Here is a 19904-nt window from a genome sequence, read left to right as displayed (position 1 = left end):
ATGGGTTCCGTCCGGGGGCGGCGATCAGTAATACTCACCGCCACCGTGGATCGCGGATTTGACCGGGTGACCACCGGCCCTCCCGCCCCACTCTGCGAGGAGGTGCGCCATGTGCTCCCACCAGCCCCCCTGCCCGTCCGCCGACGACGCCGATCACGACGCCGCCCGCACCGTGGCCTTCCGACCCGAACAGGGTTGGAGTCTGCTCTGCAACGGCCTGGTGATCTTCGACGATACCGGCGAGCTGCTTCCCGACGGCCGTGCGGTGGAACCCCGCCGCCCGGCCCTGGTCTGAGCAAGGAGGCCGCATGCGCCAGCAACTGATCCGCAAGCCCGTCCCCAAGCCCGCACCCCGAGACCTGGACCTGCGCACACCGTCGGGCAGACCCCTCCCGTACTGACGGGAGCTCCGACGCCATGCGGCCCCACCGGCTGGGCTTCAGCCGGTGGACGCCGTGGTTCCACCCAGGAACGCGGCCTCGTAGGCATCGTCCCCGATCGCCGCGCGGGCCTGCCGCTCGCCCTGGTCCCGCAGGGCCGTCAGCGAGGGTGAGCCCATCTGCGGCCGGCCGACCGTGCGCCACCAGGCGTGCCCGGTGCCCAGCAGCCGGGCCGCGAGTTCCCCGTCGCCCAGGGCCGCCACCGCCGCAGCGAGCAGGTCCAGGCCGAGCGCGATGCCGAACCGGTCTCCGAGCAGCCGCTTGCCGGAGAGCATCGCCCGCACGTGGCGTGCCGCCTCCCCGTGGTGGCCGAGCCCGAGCGCCGCGAGGGCCAGCACGTAGTCGGCGTACGCCCGCAGCCAGCGCTCGCCCAGTTCCGCGCAGGCTTCCCGCAGTCCCCGCGCCTCCTCGGCGGCCTCCTCGAAGCGCCCCAGGTCGCACAGGGCGTAGCTGGTGGCCAGCCGGCACAGCAGCCAGCCCGGGCCGCTGGTGCGGCCGCCGTGACCGGCCCGCGCCCGGGGGCCCGCCAGCTCCAGCGCCCGTACGGGGTCCCCGGGCATCAGCAGCGACACCGCGCGCAGGTACGCCGCGCGCAGCTCCCGCTCGGGATCCGCCAGCCGGGCCGCCTCGCGGGTGCACTCCCCGCCCAGTTCGCGGGCCGCGTCCATGTCACCCTGGAGCAGGGCGGTCAGTCCGAGGGCCCACAGGGCCTGGGTGTGCGCGGCGCCCGTGCCGGGGGCCGTGCGCAGGGCCCTTTCGAGGAAGCCCCGGCCCTCGTGCACGTGCCCGCAGGAGAACCAGAAGAACCACAGGGCCCCTGCCATTTCGAGCGCGGCCGCCGGGTCGGCGCCCAGGAGGTGCTCCAGCGCCGTCCGTAGCTGTGCGTGCTCGGCGGTCATCCTGCGGTACCAGTCCACCTGGTGCGGGCTCAGCCAGCCCCGGTCGGCGGCCTGGGTGAGCGCCGCGTACCAATGGGCGTGCCGGTCGGCGACGGTCTGCACCTCGCCGAGCTCGGCCAGCCAGTCGTGGCCGTACTCGCGGATGGTGTCCAGCATCCGGTAGCGGGCGCCGGCGCCCCGCTCCAGCGAGCGCCGCACGACGGACTTCGCGACCAGGCCCGCGAGCACCCGCTCCACCCGGGAGGCCGGGAGCGGACCGCCCGCGCACACCGCCCGGGCCGCGGCGACGTCGAAGTCCCCCGTGAAGACGGACAGTCGGGCCCACAACAGCCGTTCCACCGGCTCGCACAGCTCGTGGCTCCAGCCGATCGCGGTCCGCATCGTCCGGTGCCTGTGCCGGTGTTGGACCACGGGCCGGGTGTCGGACAGCACGGCGAAGCGGGCGCCGAGACGCTGCGCCATCTGTTCCATCGTCCACAACCGCAGCCGCGCTCCCGCGAGTTCGAGGGCCAGGGGGATCCCGTCGAGGCGGCGGCACACCTCGGCCGCGAGCGCGGCCCGGCCGGGGTCGTCGAAGGCGGCCGCGGCCTGCGGGGTCGCGGCCACCGCGCGTGCGCGGAACAGGGCGAGGGCGTCGCTGTCGGGTCCCTCGCAGGGCAGCGGGCAGACCTCGACGACCTTCTCGCAGGGGCTGTCGAGCGGTTCGCGGGAGGTGATCAGGACCGTCAGCCCGGGTGAGGACTGGAGGAGTTCACCCACGAGGTGGCGGCATTCGGCCACGATGTGTTCGCAGGTGTCGAGGACGAGGAGCAGTTCCCGGTCGGCCATCCACGCGCACAGCTCCTCGTCGAGGGGGCGTGCGGAGTGGTCGGCGAGGCCGACGGCGTGGGCGACGGTCATCGTGAGCAGGCCGGGGTCGCGCAGGGGCGAGAGCTCCACCCACCACACCCCGTCGGGCCGGGCCTGTTCGGGGTCGGTCACGGCCCGCAGGGCGAGGCGGGACTTGCCGACGCCGCCCACCCCGGTCAGGGTGGTCAGCCTGCGGGAACGCAACAGGCAGTGGAGTTCTGCGAGTTCCCTCTCCCGGCCGATGAAGCCCGCCGGGTCGGGCGGCAGGTTCCCCGGGAGGACCGCGGGATCCGGCTCGGAATCGTCGTCGGGCTCCGTGGAATCCGGCTGTTGTCTGTTGAACGCGTACTCACCGAACACGGATGTATTGTGCGCGATCTTCTTGTCCGGCCGTGCCGTTCCGTCCGGATTGCTGTCACGTTGCGGGGACGCCGGCGGTACTCCTCACGCCACGAGTACGATGCTCCGTTCCGCGGAGAAGGCCCCCCAGTTGCCGTCGGGGAGCCGGGCGCGGAGCTTGAGCGTCCACCGCGTGCCGGCCGGCTCGGTCACCGTGAGCCGGTGCTCCACCCGGGTGGCTCCGGACGGGGGCACGGCGCCGGCGCCGAACTGGATGACGGTGACGGGCCTTCCGTTGACGTGGAGTTCGTACTCACCGGTCGGGCGGCCGGTGTCGGGGGCCGTCCAGGTCAGTGTGACGGCGCCGGGGGAAGCGGTCGCGGTGAATGCGGTGGGCGCGGTGCCCGGGCCCTGTCCGGCGGAGGGCGGGGTGGTCAGCTCGACGGGCGGGCCGTCGGGGGAGGAGTTGTCGGCCCCGTCGCGGGCCCGGACGGTGAAGGTGTAGACGGTGTCCGGCTGGAGGCCGGTCAGCGTGGTGGCGCTCTCGCCCGGGCCGGCCGTGTGGATCCGTATGCCGCCCTGGTAGACGTCGTACGCGGTCACGCCGGTGTCGTCGGTCGCCGCGGTCCAGGACAGCGTGGCGCTCCGGGGGCCGTCCGCGCGCCCCGTGGTGCGGACCGGGGCGGTCGGGGCCAGGCGGTCCTCGGCCTTGGCCGCCGGGGTGGTGGCCGAGGCGGACGCGCTCGGGCCGGAGGTGTTCCCGGCGGCGTCCCGGGCCCGGACCGTGAAGGCGTAGGCGGTCTGCGGGGCCAGGCCCGTGACGTCCACCATCGTCTTGTCGGCGGGGAGTTCGCGCACCAGCCGGCCCGCCTGGAAGACCTGGTAGTTGGTCACTCCGTCGGCCGGAGCCCCCGCTTGCCACATGACGTGCACGGAGGTGGCACTGCCGGCCTGCGCGGTGATCCCGGCAGGGGCCGCCGGGGGCCTGGTGTCGGCCGGTGAGCAGGCGGTGAGCCCGGCGGCGGCCAGGCAGAGGGCGAGCAGGGGGGCGGTGCGTCGCACGGGGGGGCCTTCCTCGGCTTCCGCTTCCTCGTAAAGGTCTAGACATATATGGCACGGGTGCGGGCGGCGCGGCAAGGCCTGCGCACCGCGGGCTCTGGCGGCGGGGCCGGTGTGACCGGAGTCGGTCGATTTGTCGACGAACTCCGGCCGCGCTCTGGGCGCACCGGTTCGGCACCGACGACGTCGGCCGCGACCTGCTTGTGCGCTGCGCGTACGGACCGCGCGTCTCACTGCTCGCGGACTGGTGATCGGCACGGCCCTGGGCGCGGCCGCAGGGGCGCTCGGCGGCTGGACCGACCGGCTCGTCATGCGTGCCGTCAACCCCCTCTCCTCCATCACGCACCTGCTGCTGGGCAGCTCGCCCACTGGCTGTCGACCGCGCGGATCGTCCGCGCCGAGGTGCTGTCGCTGCGCTCCCGCCTCGCGGCTGCGGGTCATCGTGCGCGACCTGGATGCCGGCGGTGCTGCCGCAGGCGGAACTCGCCGCCGGGCTGATGGTCCCGGACGCGATGCGGCACGAGTCGCCGCTGTCGTTCCTCGGCCTCGGACCGCCCGCCCACCGGCGACTGGTGGCCCACCTTCTTCCCGGGCCCCTTCCTGGTCGTCCCGACCCTGGCGCCGCAGGCCGGGCGGGTACCTGACGCGAGCGCCTGCCCCCCGCCGCCGTTCGGAGCTGACCCTGTGACCCCGGATCCCCCCGGTCCCCGACGTCGACCCGCTGTCCGTGCGGTTCCGGACGCGTGGTGGGCGGTACGTCGAAGCCGTCACCGCCGCCGACTTCACCCTGACCGCCGGCGAGTGCCGCGCCCCCGTCGCGCAGAGCGGCTGCGGCCTCCGCCCTGCCCGGCCTGCTCGCGGGCAACGCCGAGACCGCCGGATCGGCCCGGCTCGCCGACGAGCGGACCCTCGCACCTCCCGGGGGTGGGGCGCAGCTCGTCGCCGGTGGTCGGCTCGTCGGCGAGCAGCAGCGGGGCCTCACCGATCAGGACCAGGGCGGTGGCGGCCCGTTGGGCCTGTCCGCCGGAGAGTTCGGGTGGGTGCCGGTCGGGGTGCGGGGCGAGGAAGGCAGCCCCGTCGTCTCCGAGCCCCTCCGGGCAACGGGCCGACGCAAGGAAGTGGCCGGGGCGGTCGCCGAGTTGGCCGGGCGTGTCGGCCTCGGTCCGGATCGGCTCACCCGGCGCCCCACGAGGACGGCGACGGCCAGCCGCAACGCGCCTGTCCGGCCCGCGCCCTGGCGCTGCGCACGCGCTGGCTGGTCCGCGACGAAATGACCGTGATGCTGGACGCCTCCACCACGGCCGCCCTGGTGGGAGTGGTCGACGAGCACCGAGCCGACACCGGAGCCGGGCTCCTCGCCGTCGGCCACGACCCGGTCCTGCTCGACCGCCGGTGCGACCGTGTGCGCGACCGGGACGAGATCGTCAAGCACCGAGCACCCGTCACGGACGGTCAACACCCGTACGGCGGACACGGGTTTCGCCCGAAGGCACCCCCTCCTGCGCCACGATGGCGCCGCCTAAGGAGGTATCGATGGTGATTTCGCTCTCCCTGGTCGTGCTGCTCCTCGTGCTCGCATGGATCTTCATGCGCAGCGGCGGCCTCAAGTTCTCCCACGCCCTCGTCTGCGTGCTGCTCGGCTTCTACCTCGCGAGCAGCAGCATGGCGGCGACCATCCACGACGGGCTCTCGGCCACGGCCGAGGTGGTCTCCGCCCTGCGCCCTTAAGCCGGACCGGGCCGGGCCGCCTTGATCGTCTGTTGCGCCTTCATGAATCATCCGGCTCTTCCATGGACTCCTCCGGCCGTGCGATCTAGCGTCTGCCGCCGGCGCGACGTCATACGCACTGTCAACAGAGCTGAAGAGAACGGAGGAAGACCGGATGTTCCGAAGAGCGCTGAACTGCGCCGTGGTTCCCGCCCTCATCGTGTTCACCGCGATGTACGGGGTCTCCCCGGCCCAGGCCGACGAGATACCCCAGGCCCCAGGCCACCGCCTGGTCAGCCACTACGACGGCGCCCCAGCGGCCGCCGTCCCGCTGCCCGGCGAAACCCCGCCCCAGCACCCGTTCCTCGCGCCCAACGGCCGCAGCGGCATGCACTCCGACGCCGGGGGCAGCGCCACCTCCCCGTGGTCCGGGCCGCTCGGCAGGAACCCGCGGGTGACCAGTGAGAAGATCGCGGCCCTCGGCGGCGAGTGCGCCACCGCCACGTTCGACGCCGGTGGCCGGCTGGTCACGGTCTGCGGCACCTTCACCGGCTTCAAGGTCAAGCTGCTGGACCCCCGTACGCTCGCCACGCTCGCGGAACACCAGCTCCCGCAGCGTTCCTCGACGGTCGAGGCGATCACCTCCCTCGACTTCTCGAAGATCTTCAAGGACACCTCGGGCGGCGCGTACTTCTACCTGGACGACCAGGACCGTGCGGTGCTGGCCGACTCGCGCCAGCACGTCCTGCGGCTCTCGCACGCGCAGCGCCCGGACGGCAGCTGGACGTTCACCGTCGACGACGACTGGGACCTCACCGGCCAGGTCCCGCACGACTGCGTGACCTGGACCAACCTGCGGCCCAGCGGCACCTGCGACCCCGTCACCTCCGTCATGCCCGACTGGGACGGCCGCATCTGGTGGGTCACCCGCCAGGGCCGCGTGGGCACCGTGGACCCGCGGACCTCGCAGATCCGCTCGATCCGGCTCCCGGGTGAGGAGATCCAGAACTCGTTCTCGGTCGCCGCGGACGGCGTGTCGATCGTCTCCGACCACGCCCTCTACGGCTTCCGCGCCGCCGCCGACGGCACCCCCGAAGTGCAGTGGCGCCAGACCTACGACCGCGGCACCGGAACCAAACCCGGCTCCGTGAACCAGGGTTCGGGCACCACCCCCGACCTCTTCGGCAACGGCTACGTCGCCATCACCGACAACGCCGACGACCGGATGAACGTCCTGGTCTACAAACGGGGCACGGACGTCCCGGCCGACCGGCGGCTGGTCTGCAAGGTGCCGGTGTTCGGCAGCGGAGCCTCGACCACCGACAACTCCCTGATCACCTGGGGCAACAGCATCGTCGTCGAGAACAACTACGGCTACGAGAACCTCACCAGCCTGCTCCTCGGCAAGTCGGTCGTCGGCGGGGTCAGCCGGATCGACGTCCGCGCCGACGGCAGCGGCTGCGACACGGTGTGGCAGAGCTCGATCCGCTCGCCGTCCGTCGTCCCCAAGCTCTCCACCGCGAACGGACTGCTCTACTTCTACGAGAAGGAACCCAACGCCTGGGGCATCGACGCCTGGTACCTCACGGCGGTGGATTTCCGCACCGGCGAGCGCCGCTGGCGGCAGCTGACCGGCACCGGCCCGCTGTACGACAACAACTGGGCGCCGATCACCCTCGGCCCCGACGGCACGGCGTACGTCGGCGTCTTCAACGGCATCGTCGCGGTGCGCGACGGCGGCTGACGCCGAAGACTCCCGCGGGGCCGTCGGCCGGCCCCGCGGGTCACCTCTCGGCCCGCTCGGCCTCGGCAGCCTCCTCGGCCCGCTCGGGCTGCCACAGCGGGTGTTCGCGTTCCGCCCACGCACGGCCGACGGAACCCGTGCGCAGCCCGCGGCGCGCCTCGGGATCGGCCAGGGCCTTGCCGATGTGCGCGGCGAGCACGAGACCCACGACGAGGGCCAGCCAGTCGTGGACGAAGACCGCGGCCGTACGCTGCACCAGGGGGACGAGGCCGGTCCACCACATGAGCATCCCGGTGCCCGCCATCACCAGCACCGCCCCGGCCAGCCAGCCCGCGTACACCTTCTGCCCGGCGTTGAACTTCCCGGCGGGCCGCGCCGTGACGCGGTCGCGCCGCAGGGCGGCCCGCAGCCATACCCCGTCGTGCGGCCCGAAGCGGCCCAGGCGCCGCAGATCCGCGCGGAAGGCCCGGGAGGCGAGCCCCAGCAGGAACGGCACGCCGAGCAGCAGCCCGGACCAGACGTGCACGGTGACGACCAGGTGCCGACGGCCCACGAGTTCGGCGAGCGCGGGCAGGTACAGGCAGGCGGCCGAGGCGATGCACAGGCCCATCAGCGCGGCGGTGGCCCGGTGGATCCACCGCTCGGCGCGGCTGAACCGGCGCACGCGCCCGGAGCGCTGCGCCGCGGGCTCAGACGGTAGGGGCATCGTCGCGTCCGTTCGACCGGCCGACCCAGGCGTCGGCGTCGTACCCGAGACGCTCCCAGTAGCCGGGTTCTACGTCACGGGTGAGCGTGATGCCGGAGAGCCACTTCGCCGACTTGTAGAAGTACATGGGGGCGACGAACAGCCGGACGGGACCGCCGTGGGAGTGGCCCAGCGGCTTGTCCTGCATGCGCAGCGCCACCATGACGTCGTCCCGGCGGGCTTGGGGGAGGGTCAGGCTCTCGGTGTACGTGCCGTCGAAACAGCTGAAGCGGATGGCCCGGGCCTCGGGTCGCACCCCGGCGGCGTCGAGCAGCCGTGACAGCGGGACCCCCTCGAAGGGGGTGCCGGGAACCCGCCAGCCGGTGACGCACTGGACGTCCCGTACGACGCGGGTCTGCGGAAGCCGCCGGAGTTCGTCGAGCGTGTACGTCACGGGGCGGTCGACCAGGCCGTCGACGGTGAGCCGGTAGTCCTCGGGACGGCGCTCGGGGACCGAGGAGGCCACCGAGTAGTAGCGGAACCCGCCGCCGTTCGGCAGCAGGCCGGTGAGGCCGGTGGGGTCCTTGTCGGAGGCCGCGCCGAGGAACGCCTCGAAGCCGCTTTGCAGGTAGGGGGCGGTGACCAGCCCGGCCGCGCCGAGCCCGACCATGCCGAGGACGAGCCGGCGCCCGATCGGTGTGCCGTGGCCGTCGGGGTCGGGTTGCCGCGGGGCGGGTGCAGGTACGGGTGCTGGGCTCACGAGCCGATGAGACCACCGCCGGCCGGCCCGGCACCAGGGTCGGAGGGCGTTCGTCAGACTTCCGTCACACCTCGCGCCGCGGACGGGGTGGGCTTCGTGGGTGACCTGTAGGGTGCCGGTTGATCAAATCCGATCGTCGGACAGTCATCCAATGGAAGCGGCAACCACGGTATGAGCGCGTCGAGAGCCGTCGGACACCCGGGCCCGAGCGCTGCGCGGCTCGGCGGCGCCCGCCTGGCCGCCCTGGACGGCGTCCGGATCGTCGCCGCGCTGGGCGTCCTGTGCTACCACTACATGGCTCTGGACAGCGCCTGGGGGGAACCGGCCGCCACCGTCTTCCCCGGCGCGAGCGCCTGCGCCGCCTACGGCTGGCTCGGTGTCGAGATCTTCTTCGTCGTCAGCGGATTCGTCATCTGCATGAGCGCCTGGGGCCGCGGTGTGGGCGAGTTCGCGGCCTCCCGCATCTCCCGTCTCTTTCCGGCCTACTGGGCGGCCGTCCTCTTCACGGCCGGTGTCCTGTTCGCCTGGCCGGAGGTGCGCGGGGTCAAGGCGTTCAGCGATGTCGTGGTGAACCTGTCGATGCTCCAGGGGGGCATCAAGGTGCCGCACATCGACGACGCGTACTGGACCCTCTTCGTCGAGCTGAAGTTCTACGCCCTGTTCGCGCTGGTCGTGCTGCGCGGCGTCACCTACCGCAACTGCGTGTTCTTCTGCACGGTCTGGACCGTGGCGGGTGTGGTGGCGCCCACCGCCGACAGCGGTGTGCTGTCCTTCTTCGCGATCCCGACGTTCTCCCCGTACTTCATCGCAGGCATCGCCTTCCACCTGATGCGCCGCTTCGGGCCCAATGCCGTCCTGTGGGGCATCGCGGGCCTCCAGTTCGTCCTCGCGCAGAGCTACGTCCAGGGCCGCATGATCAGCAACCTGGGACGCGCCGCCGCCGCACAGACGCCGGTCTGGCCGGCCCACGTCGTCATCGCCTGCGGGTTCCTCGTCATGGCGGGGATCGCCCTCGGCGCTTTCGACCGCGTCCGGTGGCGCTGGCTGCGGCACGCGGGAGCGGTCACCTATCCGCTGTACCTGATCCACATGATGGCCGGGCTGACGGTCATCCACCATTTCCGCCACGACGTGCGGCCCGTCCCCCTCGTCCTGGGCGTGACCACGCTCATGGTGGCGCTCGCCTGGCTCATACACCGGCTGATAGAGCGCCCCCTGGGCCACCGGCTGCGCAGCGGTCTGCGCCGCGCCGTGCACGACATCCGCCGGCACGCCGCGCACCCGGCAGCGGTCCCCGCGGTCCCGGTCCAGCCGTCGGCGCCCGAGGCGGAGCGCATCCGCACGACCCGCGGCTAGGCCTTCCAGAAGAAGACGGCCGTCATCCGCTTCTCCTCCAGGGTCTTCCCCCAGTAGCCCGTGGCGCTGTGGATCAAGTTCGCGGAGTAGAGCAGCAGCCGGTTGGCGCGGTGGGGGACCCGTACGTCCTCCGTGAAGGAGTCGGGCGAGACGAAGCGGGTGCCCAGCGCGTCGACCAGGTTGTTGTGCGGCGCGATCACCTGGTTGCCGCCCAGGGCGCCACCGGGCAGGCTCTGGCGGTAGAAGCTGGTCCCGCAGTCCTTCGGCACGTCAGGGTTGAGGTAGAGCACGGCGGCGTAGCGGCACATGCTCCGCGAGTCGGTGTGCGGGCGGGGCTCGGATTCGCCCTCGCCGACGACCTGGACGCAGTTGTGGTTGAACGTGCCGCCGCCCGCGGGTCGTTCGGCCCAGATCTTCGGGGCGCCGGTCGACTTCCGCACCAGCCGCTCCAACAAGGCCAGTTCATCGGGCTCCAGACCCGGCATGGCGCGCAGCCCCGGCCAACTCTCGGGCTTGTGCGGATAGCCCTCCGTCCAGTCGTCCTTGGCCAGGCAGCGATCCCGTACGGCGGCCGGATCCGGCAGTACGTCGTCCAGTACCCAGTAGTCGCGCCCGCGGGTCGGCTTGCGGTACGGGAGGACCGGGAGGGGAGGAGGTAGGGGCATGGGAGGGACCGTAGCCACCGCGCCGGCGGGCCTCGCTCCGGAGGGAGTCAACGTTCCGTCAAGTGTTCTCCATGGGCCGAGGGACGGCGCAGAGACGCCTGCGGGCGCGCAGCGGGCGCCGCCGGGCGGCCCGGGTGGTTCACTGGCGCCATGCCGCTCGAAAACTACGGAGTGCTGTCCGGAACCCTGCACCGTCATTTCCGTGACCGGCCCGACGACCAGGGCCGCTGGTTCCACGTCCACCTGGAGGTCGACGCCCCGGCCGGCCGCTACGAATGCGCCGTCGACGTGGACAGCAAGCAGTCCACGACCGGCGTCCAGTGGAAGGTCTTCACGCTGCACGCCTCGGTGCTCGAACCCGTCGACTCACCGGCGCCCGGGTACCACGACCTCGCCCGCACCTCCGGATCGGGCGCACTCGACTACCTCCGGCACCCGGCGCTCGCGGACCGCCCCGGCTGTCTGCTCGGAGGCCACCCGCCGCAGTGGATCCAGCGGATCCTGGACCGGCTGAACCCGCCCCGGCCCTGGATCTCGGGTTCCTACCTGGAGGCCTCCCAGGCGCTGGAGCCGATCCTCGTCGTGGGCCGGCAGGTCCTGGTGTTCGGCGAGCCGTTCGACGAGGGGCTCGGCATGCACAACATCCACCAGAACCAGGGCGACCCGTACGGCAGCCAGTGGTGGCCGGACAACGGCATCTGGCAGGACGGGGCCACGCTGACCCGCCGCCCGGACGGCCTCTTCGACGTGTTCGTCTCCCGGTTCTCCACCCAGAGGGAACCCACCGACGCCGACGGCCACCCGGTCCAGCCGGTCTAGTGGGCCGCCCGGCAGGCCCCGCTCGCGATCTTCGCGGAGATTCCGGCCGCCTGGAGGCTCGCGGCGCAGCTGGTCTGGTTTCCGATCTGGCCCTCGTAGCACGCCTGTCCCACGGCGGCCGTGACCTGCTTGCCGTGTTGCACGACGTACTGCTCGCAGTCCTGGATGCTGGTGGGGGCTGCGGTGGCGGCCGGGGCGGCGACGAGGGTGCCGCCGGCGGCGAGGACCAAGCCGGCGAGGATGCTGGGGATACGGGCCGACGGACGCATGCGGACGCACCTGCTCTCTCGGTCGGTGACGCGGTCCGCCGGTGCGCCGGACCACGGGCGGGGCGGCGCGGAAGCGGGCACTCCGGGGCGACCGGCTCGACGCATCGCTCAGCCCCGCCCTTTCGACGCTAGAGCACCGGGCGGCGGGTCGCCACCGCCGCGCAGAGCGCCGCGAGCGGCAGCTCCGCGCACACCGCCAGGGCCAGGGCCGCCGCCCGGGCGCCGCCCCCGGCCGCGGTCGTCACGTCGAACCAGGCGTCCACCACCAGCAGCGCGGCCGTCGCCGCGGCCATCGGCGCCGCACGAGGATCGCTGCGGCCCAGCAGCAGACCCGTACCGGTCAGACCCACCGCCAGCAGGGCGTCCAGCCCGATCCAGGCGGTGGACCAGTTCGCGACCTCTGCGGTCTGCGGCAGCGTCTTCGCCAGCACCACCATCCACGGCAGCAGCGCCACTCCGGCCCCGGTGAGCAGCGTGGCCGGACGGGGCATGCGGCGGGGCTGGAAGCGCGGGGCGACGAGAGTCATGGCGGTGGAGCTCCTTCCGGTCCGGCGGTCCGTCCCCCGGTACGACGACCACTCTGGTCGCGCGGCGGGCCGGAATCAGTAGCGGCACTGTCCGAACCGGGGGTGGCACTGGCTACACCCCCGGGCGGGTACCAGCGTGGTGGAGCAGCCCCGATCAGTGCGATTACCGTACGGACATGGGACTTTCCGGGGCGCTGCGGCGTACCACACGCCGACTCGCCGACCATGCGCCCTGGTCCGCGTGGGCCTGGCGGAGCACCACCTTCACCGCCGCCGCGATCCCGATGGCCCTGCCCGCTGCGGCCGCCTTCACCTCCATGGTCGTGGCGCCGGGCCGCGCGGCTGCCGCGCTGCTCGCGGTGCTGATCCTCGGCCCGCTGCTCACCCTCCTCCAGCGCAGCCGGTTCCGGGAGCTGCTGGAGCGGGAGATACCGGCCGTCGCGTACGGGCACCGGCCGCTGAGCCCGCGGGGGCTGCTCGAACGGCTGCGCTCCGAGTCGACCTGGCGGCAGTACGGCTACCACCTGCTGGTCAGCCCGCTCGCCGGAGTCGGCGGAGCGCTGATCGTCCTGGCCTGGGCGGGCGGGGCGGTTGGCGCCGCCGTGTACGCCTGGGCCTGGATGCTCCCCGTCGAGGAGCGCGCACCGGGCTGGACCGCGAGCTACGACGTCGTCACGGTGCTCGGCGGACTGCTGCTGCTGACCACTCCCTGGCTCGCCGCCGCCCTGGCCCGGCTCGACGCGTTCGCCGCGGCCGCGCTCCTCGGGCCCAACCGGGCCAAGGAACTCGAACGCCGCGTAGAGGACCTCGCCGAGAGCCGGGCCGGTGTCCTCGACGCCGCCGATCTCGAACGCCGCAGGATCGAAAGGGACTTGCACGACGGCGCCCAGCAGCGGCTGGTCGCCCTCGCCATGAACCTCGGCATCGCCCGCGCCACGCTCACCGATCTGCCGCCCGAGGTGAAGGCCGTGATCGACGAGGCCCACCGCGAGGCCAAAGAGGCCATCGAGGAGCTCAACAACCTGGTGCGCGGCCTGCATCCGGCGGTGCTGGAGGACCGGGGACTCGACGCGGCCCTCTCCGGGATCGCGGCCCGGGCGCCCCTGCCGGTCGAACTGACCGTGGACCTGGCGCACCGGCCCGGCCCCACCGTCGAGGCCGTCGCCTACTTCGTCGTCTCCGAGGCCCTGGCCAACGTCGCCAAACACGCCAAGGCGACCCGCTGCCGGGTGGAGGTCTCCCGGGACGCCGACCTGCTGCACATCACCGTCACCGACGACGGGGTGGGCGGCGCGGACCCGGCCGGGGGCACCGGACTCGTGGGCCTGCGCAAACGCGTAGGGTCGGTCGACGGAAGCATCCTGATCAACAGCCCCCTCGGGGGCCCGACCGTCGTGACTGTGGAGCTGCCGTGCGGGCTGTGATCGCCGAGGATTCGGTGCTGCTGCGAATAGGGCTGGTCAAGGTCCTCGAAATGGCCGGATTCGAGGTGGCCGCCGAAACGGGGGACGCCGAGGCCCTCCTGTCCGCCGTCGCCGCCCACCAGCCCGACCTCGCGCTGGTCGACGTACGCATGCCCCCCGGATTCACCGACGAGGGAGTGCGCGCGGCCCTGATGATCCGTCAACAGTGGCCGGGGACCGCGGTCCTGCTGCTCTCGCAGCACGTGGAGGAGCGCTACGCCGCCGATCTGCTGGCCAGCCGGACCGGGGGCATCGGATACCTGCTCAAGCACCGGGTCGCCGACGTCGAGGAGTTCATCGACGCCGTCAAACGGGTCGCGGCCGGCGGCACCGCCCTCGACCCGCAGGTCGTCTCGCAGCTGCTGCTGCGCCGCGGGGGCAACGACCCGCTGGAGCGGCTCACTCCGCGCGAACGCGAGGTGCTCGCCCTGATGGCTGAGGGGCGCTCCAACGCGGGGATCGCGGCGCATCTCGTCATCAGCGAGAGCGCGGTCGCCAAGCACATCAACAACATCCTCGCCAAGCTCGACCTGCCGCAGGCCGACGGCGACCACCGGCGGGTCCTCGCGGTCCTGCGGTTCCTGGACGGCGCCTCGTGAGCGGCGCCGCCGCACGGGGGCGGTGGCGTCCGCAGCGGGTGGCGTGGACCGTGGCCGCCGCGCTCAGCGCGGTGCTCGTCGTCGCCCCGGCCGTCTGGCAGGGCTGGGCGTACACGTCCACCGAACACGGGACGCTGAGCGGCGCCAGTGGTGAACGGACGGTGTCCGCCGTGGAGATCGAGGCCGGCGGCGCCGACGTGCGCGTCACGCCCCGCTCCGACCGGCAGGTGGTCTACCAGGCCGACCTGCGCTGGTCGCTGACCGCTCCGAGGATCGAGGAGAGCTGGCTCGGCGACACCCTGAAGCTGACGCCGCGCTGCCCGGCGGCCGGGGCCCTCGTGGAGTCCGGCCTCGGCTGCTCGGTCGACCTGGACGTCACCGTGCCCGCCGGAATCCCGGTCAAGGTGACCGCCGGTTCCGGGACGGTGTCCGTCAGCGGGCTGGCCGGCCCCGTGGACGCCGAGGTCGGCGGCGGGCAGCTCCGGCTGAGCGCGCTGCGCGGTCCGCTGCGGGCGAGCGTCGGCTCCGGCTCGCTCGAAGCCTCCGGCCTCACCTCGCCGCAGGCCGACATCCGGGCCGGGGCGGGCTCCGCCGTCGCCCGCTTCGCCGCCCCGCCGGACCGGGTCACCGCCCGGGCGGGCGCGGGGAGCCTGCGGCTGACCGTGCCGACGGCCACCCGCTTCCGGGTCACGGCCGGGGCCGGGACGGGCCGCTGCGACGTCGAACCCGGGCTGCACGACCCCGCGGCGCCGGGCCGACTGGACATCTCGGCAGAGTCGGGACACGCGGAGGCGGGCTACTGAGGCTGCCGGGGCCGCGCCGATCCGGTGACCCACGGGTTACGGCCGGACATCGGCGGCGAGGACGTAGCCGCCCGCCTCGACGCTGTCGCACAGGGCACGGCACTCGCCGAAGAGCTCGTGGAACTCGGGTTTGCGCTGCCACGTGCCCATGGCCTCCGGGTCCCGCCAGGACGCGAAGGAGACGAAGTGCCCCGGGTCGGCCGTGTCACGGACCAACCTGGCGGAGAGGAAGCCGTTGATCGCCGCACCGGTCCAGGTCATGAAGGCCGTCCAGCGTTCCATGAACTCGTCCTCCCTGCCCTCCGACACGTGCCAGTTCCCCGTGGTCCAGTACCGGTCGCTCTCGGACATGACCCACCACCTCGCCGTGCGGCCCCTCCACCAGGCTATCCGCGTACCCGCGGGTCACCACCGGGGCCGCCCGGGGCGGCCACGGCCGGGTGCCGTGGCCGCCGGGGGCGTCAGGCGTGGGGCGGGACCCGGGAGGGGCGGCCCCGGCCGCGGGTGAGGGAGTAGCCGAAGATGCCGGCGAGGGCGCCGAGCAGCCCGCCCGCCGCGGTCCACACCCAGCGGTCGGACCACCGGCCGCCGGACCAGCCGTCGGCCGGCTCGCCGACGGCCGCCGGCTTCTTGGCCGTACTCCCGGCGCCGGCCTGCGCCTTCCCGCCGATGCCCGGTACGAGCGGTGCCGCCACGGCGCCGTCCACCGCGAAGGCGCCGCCCGTGTCCCGGGTGGCCGCCTCGACCTCGGCCCGGACCGGAAGACCGAGGTCCTCCTCGGCCACGCCGACGACCGTCAGGCGGAGGTAGTAGCTGCCGGGCAGCGGGTCGTTGGCCCAGGGCTCGGCGCCCGGGCGGACGGTGCGCAGGGTGCAGGACAGCTCGACCGACGGGGCCTCCCTGGCCGCCGCGGCCTGCTGCGTGCCGTAGGTGCACGCCTGGCGGCGGCGCAGCCCGTCGTACACGTCGAGCTGCCAGGTAGAGGCGCCGTGCCGGTTCGCCGCCGGAGGCAGCTTCACCGTGGCCTTGACGGTGGCCCGCTGCCCCGAGTCCAGTGGGACCACCCAGTAGAGGTAGTCGCCGGTCGACGCGTCGGCCGTGGCCCGCTGGCCCGGCTGGATCGGCGTTGCGGTACGGAAGGCGGTGCCCGCCTCGGTCGGCCCGGAGGCCTTGCCGGCCGGGCTGGCACTTGCACTCGCACTCGCCGACGGGGTGTCCGCCATGGCCGTGCCGGCGAGGCCGAGCGCCCCGCCGACGGCGAGGGCAGCGGCGGTCAGTATGCGTACGGTACGCATCAGTTCGTCCTCCATACCGAGATGCGCCAGCGGGAGATCCAGCCCCACAGCAGACCGGCGACGAGACCGGCGAGCACCAGCACGCCGAGCAGCCACCAGCCGCGTCCGAGGCCGAACGCCGCCGCGTCGGACGCGTGGTCGGGCCCGTCGACCACGTCGATGGTCAGCTCTACCGGAAGGCCCGGAGTGGTCTTGACCGAAGCGGGTGCCGAGAAGGAGTTGCTGACCTGCAGGCAGACGGTCTCCGCCACCGGCTTGCCGTCCCCGTCCGCGTCGTCGTCGACCTCGGCCTTCGGGTAGCGCAGACCGGTCGAGAGCATGTCGGTGCGTCCGTCGCCCGCCTCCGAGCCGCGGACGATCTCCCGTCCGTGCACGGTCGTCGCCCGCAGCAGGACGCCGTAGTCGTTGTTGACGGCCCGGTCGGCGGCGATGCTCACCGAAGCGCGCAGCTCCTGGCCGGGCTTGACGTCCACCCGGTACCAGCGGTGCTCGCCGAACGCCTCACGGTCCGTGTACAGGCCCGCGCCGAGCTGCGGGGCGCCCGCGCACTGCTTGGCGCCCTCGGTCGCCACCGGGGTGAGGACCGGGGTCGCCGCCCGGTCCACCAGCTGCTTGACGCGGCCGGAGAGCTCGGCGGTGTGCTGCACCGAAGTGTAAGTGCCGCCGGTGGCCTCGGCGATGCAGATCAGCTGGTTGCGCGTCTTGGCGTCGGGGACGAGCCCGAGCGTGTCGATGACGAGGTGGATGCCCTGGGCCGCGATGTCCCGCGCCACTTCGCAGGGGTCGAGCGGGGCGCAGGTGTCCTCGCCGTCGGTGATGAGCACGATCCGCCGGGTGGCGTCACCGCCCTTGAGGTCCTCGGCCGCGCCCAGCAGGGCCGGCCCGATCGGCGTCCAGCCGGTCGGGGCCAGGGTGGCCACCGCCGTCTTCGCCTCGGTCCGGTCGAGCTTGCCGACCGGGTAGAGCTGCTTGGTGTCCTTGCAGCCGAGCTGCCTGTCGTCACCGGGATAGGTGGCCCCGAGGGTCCGTATCCCGAGCTGCACCTCGTTCGGTGTGGCGTCCAGCACCTCGTTGAACGCCTGCTTCGCCGCGGCCATACGGGACTTGCCGTCGATGTCGGTCGCCCGCATCGAGCCGCTGACGTCGAGGACCAGCTCGACCTTGGGGGACTCCTTCGCCACCGGTTCGCCGGCGACGGCATTCGCCGGGAAGAGCCCGACCGCCACGGTGGCCAACAGGCCACAGGCCCCGGCCGCCACCCATTTTCTTGTGATCATCGCCGGATCGTATTGAGGATCGACCGCCAAACCAAAACGCTCCCCGGGAAGGGAGCTTCGGGACCACCGAGAGCTATTGGAAATGAAAACGCTTTCCGATAACGTCCCGGTGTGCGGCGTTCCGCGATCTCCGCGGCCCGTTCGAGCCACACGCATGCCCGCACACGCGACGGCGGTCGGAAAGGAAGTCCCGTGGGACATCTACTGGTGATCGAGAGCTGGGTGGGGTCGATGAGCGGCCTGCTGCCGGCCGCGATCCGCGAAGGGGGACACGAGTTCACGTTCGTCACCCGCGACCTGCACCACTACCTGCGCTCCGCCCCGGCCGACGGAACACCGCACCCGCTGCTCGCGGCGCGCGACACCGTCACGGCCGACACCAACGACACGGCCGCGCTGCTGTCCCGCGCGGAGCAACTGCACGGTGTGCTGGCCTTCGACGGCGTCGTCTCCTCCTGCGACTACTACCTGCCCGCGGCCGCCCGCGTCGCGCAGCGGCTCGGCCTGCCCGGGCCCGCACCGGAGGCGGTCGAGTCCGCCTGCCGCAAGGACCGGACCCGCCGGGTGCTGGCCGCGGCCGGGGTGCCCGGGCCACGTTTCGCCGTGTGCACCGATCCGGCCGGGGCTGCAGCGGCCGCCCGGGACCTCGGCTACCCGCTCGTCGTCAAGCCCGTGGACCTGTGCGCGGGAATGCTGGTCCGCAGGGTCGAGGACGAGCGCGAGCTGGAGTCGGCCTGCCGGGCCCTTGCCGGGTTCCCGGTCAACGCGCGCGGCCAGGAGCGCGCTCCCGCCATCCTCCTCGAAGAGTTCCTCACCGGACCCGAAGTCAGCGTGGAGACCGTCTCCTTCGGCGGAGCCCCGCAGGTCGTGGGCGTCACGGACAAGAGCATCGGCGGCGCGCCCGCCTTCGTCGAGACCGGCCACATGTTCCCGGCCGCCCTCGACCCGGCGCGGACCCGGGCCGCAGTCGGCACGGCCGTTGCCGCGGTCGAGGCGCTCGGGCTGGACCGGGTGGTCTGTCACACCGAGGTCAAACTGACCCCCGCCGGACCCCGGCTCGTGGAGGTGAACCCGCGCCCGGCCGGCAACCGCATCACCGAACTGGTCCGCCGCGTCACCGGAGTCGACCTCGTCGCCGCCTGCGTGGACGTCGCCCTCGACCGGGCACCCGACCTAGCCGTCCGCCCGACCGGGGTGCACAGCGCCGCCATCGCCTTCCTGCTGCCCGACGACGCCGCGCAGGCCCGGCGGGGCGCGGCCGTCACGCTCACCGGCATCGGGGGAGCCGACGGTGTCCGACGCGATCCGCGGGTCCTGGAGCTCAGCCTCGCCGCGCCCGGCCGCGCGGTCCACGCCGCCACCAGCAACAACGAATACCTCGGCCACGTCATGACCGCCGACCCGGAGGGCGGCGGCGCACGGGAGGCGGCCGAGCGGCTGGTCGCGCGGCTGCGCCCCTGCTACGAGGAGCCCGCGGCGGTGCCCGCGTGACCACGACCCTGCCCCACTCCGGCCCCGCCCCCCACGCCCCCGCCGTGCCGAGCGTCGGCGCCCTCGTCCGACAGGTCCGGTCCGGTGCGTACGGGCCCGACCCGGCGCACGAGCGCGTCTCCGTCGCCTTCACCACCTCACAGGCCGTACGGCACCACGGCCGGGCCGGCGGCTACCGCAACGAGGTGCTCAGCCTGCGGCTCGCCGCGGCCGTCGGATCCTGCGCGGTCGAACCCCGGAGCCTGCCGGCTGCCGCCCTCGACGACTGCGCCGGGGCGAGCGTCGCCGAACTACTCGACCACCCCCTCCTGCCCGTACGGATCGCCGCACTCGACGCCTACCTGATGCACGTACGCCCGCACACCCCCGAACACGGCGCCCGGCCCCACGTCGTCCCGCGGGGAGACTCGCTGCACCGGTCCCGCTCCCGGGCCCGCGCCGTGGTCGATCTGCTGCCCGCGTCCGGGCCGCGCAGGGTCCTGGTCGTCGGCGTCGTCAACTCCCTGCTGGAGCAGCTGCGCGCCCGCGGGATCGGGTACGTCCCCTGCGACCTCAAGGGCGGCGCCACCGAGTGGGGCGAGCCGGTCCGGACGGACGCCCCGGCCGAGCTGGCGCACTGCGACGCGATCCTCGCCTCGGGAATGACCCTCGGCAACGGCTCCTTCCAGCCACTGCTCGACCACGCCGCCCGGACCGGCACGCCGCTCGTGATGTTCGCCCAGACCGGTAGCGCCGTCCTGCCGCGGTTCCTCGGCGCCGGGGTGAGCGCCGTGTCCGCCGAGCCGTACCCCTTCTTCTGGCTCGACGGCGGTCCGGGCGTCATCCACCGCTACGGAGGCTCCCGGTGACCCTGGCCCC

The 19904-nt window shown here is 73.4% G+C and carries 20 protein-coding genes and 3 pseudogenes; 12 read left to right on the top strand and 11 right to left on the bottom strand.

Annotation, left to right across the window (positions count from 1 at the left end; translation table 11 throughout):
* Positions 1-109 precede the first annotated feature (109 nt).
* Positions 110-295, top strand: a complete 186-nt coding sequence (locus OHA65_RS07060; RefSeq protein ID WP_327282244.1) for a DUF5999 family protein — start codon at positions 110-112, stop codon at positions 293-295.
* Between the two features lie 144 nt (positions 296-439).
* Here OHA65_RS07060 and OHA65_RS07055 read toward each other — a convergent pair whose 3' ends face one another.
* Positions 440-2548 carry an ATP-binding protein gene (locus OHA65_RS07055; protein ID WP_405761573.1) on the bottom strand — a complete coding sequence of 703 codons (2109 nt, stop codon included), beginning with the start codon at positions 2546-2548 and terminating at the stop codon, positions 440-442.
* An 84-nt stretch (positions 2549-2632) separates the two neighbouring features.
* A complete protein-coding gene (locus OHA65_RS07050; protein WP_328762009.1) occupies positions 2633-3589 on the bottom strand; it encodes a fibronectin type III domain-containing protein in 957 nt (318 codons plus the stop codon).
* A gap of 155 nt (positions 3590-3744) precedes the next feature.
* Here OHA65_RS07050 and OHA65_RS07045 point away from each other — a divergent pair.
* A pseudogene (locus tag OHA65_RS07045) lies at positions 3745-4274 on the top strand (ABC transporter permease); the annotation flags it as partial.
* Between the two features lie 253 nt (positions 4275-4527).
* Here OHA65_RS07045 and OHA65_RS07040 read toward each other — a convergent pair.
* Positions 4528-4659: pseudogene (locus OHA65_RS07040) on the bottom strand (ATP-binding cassette domain-containing protein); the annotation flags it as partial.
* Between the two features lie 3 nt (positions 4660-4662).
* On the opposite strand from OHA65_RS07040, the pseudogene OHA65_RS07035 reads away from it, so the two are divergent.
* The 3 genes and pseudogenes from OHA65_RS07035 to OHA65_RS07025 all read left to right on the top strand — a co-directional run.
* Positions 4663-5126, top strand: a pseudogene (locus OHA65_RS07035) (hypothetical protein); the annotation flags it as partial.
* A complete protein-coding gene (locus tag OHA65_RS07030; RefSeq protein ID WP_327282240.1) occupies positions 5120-5314 on the top strand; it encodes a hypothetical protein in 195 nt (64 codons plus the stop codon). The pseudogene OHA65_RS07035 and the gene OHA65_RS07030, both read left to right, overlap by 7 nt.
* A 154-nt stretch (positions 5315-5468) precedes the next feature.
* Complete coding sequence (locus OHA65_RS07025) at positions 5469-7037, top strand: hypothetical protein (protein ID WP_405761569.1); 1569 nt, start codon at positions 5469-5471, stop codon at positions 7035-7037.
* Positions 7038-7077: 40 nt separating this feature from the next.
* Here the strand turns inward: OHA65_RS07025 and OHA65_RS07020 are convergent, their stop codons facing one another.
* Entirely contained in the window at positions 7078-7743 is a 666-nt protein-coding gene (locus OHA65_RS07020) for a cytochrome b/b6 domain-containing protein (protein WP_327282239.1), read from the bottom strand.
* A complete protein-coding gene (locus OHA65_RS07015; RefSeq protein ID WP_371646779.1) occupies positions 7727-8392 on the bottom strand; it encodes a molybdopterin-dependent oxidoreductase in 666 nt (221 codons plus the stop codon). Before OHA65_RS07015 ends, OHA65_RS07020 begins: the two co-directional genes overlap by 17 nt.
* Positions 8393-8653: 261 nt before the next feature.
* On the opposite strand from OHA65_RS07015, the gene OHA65_RS07010 reads away from it, so the two are divergent.
* A complete protein-coding gene (locus OHA65_RS07010) occupies positions 8654-9838 on the top strand; it encodes an acyltransferase (protein ID WP_327282238.1) in 1185 nt (394 codons plus the stop codon).
* Here OHA65_RS07010 and OHA65_RS07005 read toward each other — a convergent pair.
* Positions 9835-10503, bottom strand: a complete 669-nt coding sequence (locus OHA65_RS07005; protein WP_327282237.1) for a DUF6445 family protein — start codon at positions 10501-10503, stop codon at positions 9835-9837. The genes OHA65_RS07010 and OHA65_RS07005 overlap by 4 nt on opposite strands.
* 150 nt (positions 10504-10653) lie before the next feature.
* Between OHA65_RS07005 and OHA65_RS07000 the strand changes: the two genes are divergently transcribed.
* Positions 10654-11322, top strand: a complete 669-nt coding sequence (locus OHA65_RS07000) for a DUF2278 family protein (protein WP_327282236.1) — start codon at positions 10654-10656, stop codon at positions 11320-11322.
* Here OHA65_RS07000 and OHA65_RS06995 read toward each other — a convergent pair.
* Entirely contained in the window at positions 11319-11591 is a 273-nt protein-coding gene (locus OHA65_RS06995; protein ID WP_327282235.1) for a hypothetical protein, read from the bottom strand. The genes OHA65_RS07000 and OHA65_RS06995 overlap by 4 nt on opposite strands.
* Positions 11592-11719: 128 nt before the next feature.
* Positions 11720-12118, bottom strand: coding sequence for a hypothetical protein (locus OHA65_RS06990; RefSeq protein ID WP_327282234.1), 399 nt, complete (start codon positions 12116-12118; stop codon positions 11720-11722).
* A 176-nt stretch (positions 12119-12294) separates the two neighbouring features.
* Between OHA65_RS06990 and OHA65_RS06985 the strand changes: the two genes are divergently transcribed.
* From OHA65_RS06985 to OHA65_RS06975, 3 genes are read left to right on the top strand one after another with little or no spacing between them, the layout of a single operon-like run.
* Positions 12295-13542, top strand: a complete 1248-nt coding sequence (locus OHA65_RS06985) for a histidine kinase (RefSeq protein WP_327282233.1) — start codon at positions 12295-12297, stop codon at positions 13540-13542.
* Positions 13530-14180 carry a response regulator transcription factor gene (locus tag OHA65_RS06980; RefSeq protein ID WP_327282232.1) on the top strand — a complete coding sequence of 217 codons (651 nt, stop codon included), beginning with the start codon at positions 13530-13532 and terminating at the stop codon, positions 14178-14180. The genes OHA65_RS06985 and OHA65_RS06980 overlap by 13 nt, the downstream gene beginning before the upstream one ends.
* Positions 14177-14983: a hypothetical protein gene (locus OHA65_RS06975; protein WP_327282231.1), complete on the top strand. Its 807-nt coding sequence runs from the start codon at positions 14177-14179 to the stop codon at positions 14981-14983. Before OHA65_RS06980 ends, OHA65_RS06975 begins: the two co-directional genes overlap by 4 nt.
* Positions 14984-15019: 36 nt before the next feature.
* On the opposite strand, the gene OHA65_RS06970 is transcribed toward OHA65_RS06975, so the two are convergent.
* The 3 genes from OHA65_RS06970 to OHA65_RS06960 all read right to left on the bottom strand — a co-directional run bounded on the left by OHA65_RS06970 (position 15020) and on the right by OHA65_RS06960 (position 17555).
* Positions 15020-15334, bottom strand: a complete 315-nt coding sequence (locus tag OHA65_RS06970) for an antibiotic biosynthesis monooxygenase family protein (RefSeq protein WP_327282230.1) — start codon at positions 15332-15334, stop codon at positions 15020-15022.
* Between the two features lie 110 nt (positions 15335-15444).
* A complete protein-coding gene (locus OHA65_RS06965; RefSeq protein ID WP_327282229.1) occupies positions 15445-16278 on the bottom strand; it encodes a hypothetical protein in 834 nt (277 codons plus the stop codon).
* Positions 16278-17555: a VWA domain-containing protein gene (locus tag OHA65_RS06960; RefSeq protein WP_327282228.1), complete on the bottom strand. Its 1278-nt coding sequence runs from the start codon at positions 17553-17555 to the stop codon at positions 16278-16280. Before OHA65_RS06960 ends, OHA65_RS06965 begins: the two co-directional genes overlap by 1 nt.
* 192 nt (positions 17556-17747) lie before the next feature.
* Here OHA65_RS06960 and OHA65_RS06955 point away from each other — a divergent pair, with 192 nt between their 5' ends.
* Both OHA65_RS06955 and OHA65_RS06950 read left to right on the top strand, forming a co-directional pair.
* Positions 17748-19046, top strand: coding sequence for an ATP-grasp domain-containing protein (locus tag OHA65_RS06955; RefSeq protein ID WP_329312936.1), 1299 nt, complete (start codon positions 17748-17750; stop codon positions 19044-19046).
* Entirely contained in the window at positions 19043-19894 is an 852-nt protein-coding gene (locus tag OHA65_RS06950; RefSeq protein ID WP_405761564.1) for a Rossmann-like domain-containing protein, read from the top strand. Before OHA65_RS06955 ends, OHA65_RS06950 begins: the two co-directional genes overlap by 4 nt.
* The last annotated feature ends 10 nt before the right edge of the window (positions 19895-19904 follow it).

Source organism: Streptomyces sp. NBC_00045 (assembly GCF_045041095.1).
Lineage (GTDB): Bacteria > Actinomycetota > Actinomycetes > Streptomycetales > Streptomycetaceae > Streptomyces.
Note: the sequence above shows the minus strand (reverse complement) of the source record. Positions and strands in the feature narration are given on the sequence as shown.